The organism is Pectobacterium fontis, from assembly GCF_000803215.1.
Taxonomy (GTDB): Bacteria; Pseudomonadota; Gammaproteobacteria; order Enterobacterales; family Enterobacteriaceae; genus Pectobacterium; species Pectobacterium fontis.
In genome coordinates, this window is record NZ_JSXC01000009.1 from 1 (window position 1) to 2,831 (window position 2,831).

General features: G+C 56.6%; 2 protein-coding genes and 1 pseudogene. 2 read left to right on the forward strand and 1 reads right to left on the reverse strand.

Annotated elements, in window-relative coordinates; translation table 11 throughout:
* Window positions 1–2,213 (reverse strand): DNA primase (locus OI69_RS02775; RefSeq protein WP_039345880.1); only part of this gene is annotated, 2,213 nt, incomplete at its 3' end.
* 131 nt (window positions 2,214–2,344) lie between these two features.
* Here OI69_RS02775 and OI69_RS02780 point away from each other — a divergent pair.
* Window positions 2,345–2,686, forward strand: coding sequence for a helix-turn-helix domain-containing protein (locus OI69_RS02780; RefSeq protein ID WP_039276714.1), 342 nt, complete (start codon window positions 2,345–2,347; stop codon window positions 2,684–2,686).
* 65 nt (window positions 2,687–2,751) lie between these two features.
* Window positions 2,752–2,831 (forward strand): annotated as a pseudogene (locus OI69_RS20185) (type I toxin-antitoxin system SymE family toxin); the annotation flags it as partial.

Consider the following 2,831-nt stretch of genomic DNA (forward strand, 5'->3'; position numbering starts at 1 on the left):
CGGGTTTTGTCGCTCAGGAACGTGAGCTGGCTGGCGAACGGATTCACCACTTTTAGTGGTTTCAGTAACCGCTGCGCATTCTGGTGCAGTTCGGTGAGATAGCCTTTCTCGTTCTCCATCAGTAACCCTTCCAGCGTCTGTTTATGCCGCTGCAAGGCGTGGATTGCTTCCGTCTGTTCGCGGGATTCATTGACGGTGAGGACAAGGCAACGATTAAGCAGCTCTTCATCTACGTCGATGGCCGTGGTCGTTAACATCAGCATCACCGGACCTTTCACCGTGTACTGCTTGGTGACGAGGTTTCCTGTCGCATCATCTTTGCCTGTGCTGGCTATCGTTAACTCACCATCCGACTGCAACAGCTTCAGCGCATACGCTGCCTGCCGCACGCCTTCTTCTTCCGCGATGGCGAGGATTTTATGCTGGAGATTGGTTTCACCCAGATAGAACAGGCTCTGGCCTGTCATCGCGCTGTACTGTAAGCGCTCTTCCGGCGGGATAAGGTTCAGCACTGCATCCATCAACGAGGATTTGCCCGCCGCCGAACTGCTCTGGATTAACACCGCTAACGGCCTGTCCAGCTTGCGCGACACCGCCGCCAGATAACCCGCCACTAAGTTAACCGACTCCCCCACCACGCCGCACGCCGCAAGGTCATCCGTCAGTCGGCTAATCAAGTTCGGGTCACGCAGCAACGCCAGCGCCTCCGTTTTGGCGGCATCATCCAGTTCAGGAACACTCTCACCGTTCGTTTCCGGCTGGCTCAGATGCGTTTCCAGTGCCAGCAACACCCGCCCTAAGCGCTGTTTGATGCCGCTCTCTGCCAGCCCTAACTCACTGGCCGCTAATCGCGCATACCCTGCCCGGCTCCGCGCACTCATCATGTCCACGCTGTCCGCGAACACCACGCCGCTTTCCGTGTCCAGCACCTGCGCGTTCACCTTCATCACCCCGCTACCCGCTTTCACCGACGCCATGCCCCGGATGCGCCACTGCTGGCCGGACAGCGCGATGTCAACTTCACCGTTCGGCAGGGCTTCAACCACAACCCCGACAGCTAAGGAAGAGGCAGGTTGAGGTGAGGATTCAGGCGGTGGCTCAGCGTCGTTTTCAGGCTCTGCACTGACGGCTTCCCCCATCGGCAACGCCCCGTCAACCAGTAACCCGAACGCCGCTTCCGGTTCAGCCACACTGCACAGATAACCGTTCGCATCCATGCCCGCCGGGAACACCACACGGAACGGCGTGATGCCATCAGCAACCAGAGACGAGGCCAGTTTCACCGCGCCGTCATCCCCTGCCGCATCGTTATCGAACGCGATCAGCACCTGTTTTACGCCGTGCCGGATAAAGGCTTTGCGCATCTCATCCGTGAACCCGTTCACCCCATACGCCGCCGTCACGTTACGGTAGCCTGCCACCCAGAACGACATCGCATCGATAAGCGATTCACACAGGATTACCGACTTACTCGCAACCAGTGCCTGCTCGTTCCACACCCCGCCGTGAGGTCCCGGCAGATACAGATGATTGGGCGTGCCTGCTCGCAGACGGTCGCCCACCTTGCGGCCATAAAGCTCCCGCACCTGACCGTTAAGGTCGATAACCGGAACGACTAATGAACCCGCCAGATGTTCATGGCCGGATGAGCGCATCACCCCGATGGCCTGCAACTGGCTGCGAACCGTTGCCCCGTCTTTCAGTTTGCTCGATGGCAGACGGTAGCCCAGCGTCCGGTTGGCGAACCCCAAGCGGAACTGCGCGACTAACTCAGGATGATTCAGGCGACGCTTTTCCAGATAGGCGATGGCCTCCGGCGCGTTCAGCAGCGTGTGGTGATAGAACTCGGTAACGCGATGCAGTAACGCTTGCCGCTCCTGTTCATTAGCGATATCGCTAACGGGTGGCAACGGCTCAGCGGCGGGCACACTGCCCAGTTCACCCCGCAGCTTATCGACCGCATGCGGCAAGCTGAGATTCTCCGTCTTCATCACCCAGTCCAGCACCGAGCCGCCTGCATCGCAGCCGAAGCAGTGATACAGGTTCTTCTCCGGCGAGATAACACACGACGGGGTTTTCTCCTGATGGAACGGACACAGCACCACGAAGTCTTTACCGCGCTTCACCACCTTACGCCCCTGCGCACGCACCACCTCAACCAGTGACACGGCGGCTTTCAGGTGCTGCAACTCGGATTTGGGGATGCGTGCCATATCGGGTTCCTTACAAAAATGCGTCAAGATTCTATTGAGCTTTATTTTAGTATCTTATAGCATACCAATGTCAAGAGGGATAGTTACAGGGGGATAGAATGACGAACCACTTTTTAACATGGTCTGATGCTATGACTGTCGGTGTTCGTATCGCGTCTCTGCGTAAACAAAAAGGCTTATCACAACAGGCGCTGGCTGACGCGACAGGGATTCATGTCACGCAGATAAAGCGCTACGAAGGCGGTAACGCTTTACCCTCTTTTGACGCACTTAAAAAGCTGTCTCAGGTCTTGCGGGTTACAACAGATTATCTGGTTTTTGAAGGGGATGAACTGAAGCCCGATGCTGACCTTGCCTTGCAGTTTCAGGCTATCAGCCACATGGAGCCGGAGCAGCAGAAGGTTATCAAGCAACTCTTGGAAGGGATGATTATCAAGTACGAGGCGGAACGATGGTCATCTAAATTAAAGTAGCGCAATGCATACGGGCTGGCACCCGTACACATTGCTCACCACAAGCAACTATAGGAGTAGTTACTATGGCTGACGCGCATTCTACGCCAGATACCACCGTTTTTAAAATCGCTCAGGCCGAACGCTTTACCCGCGTCGGCTATCG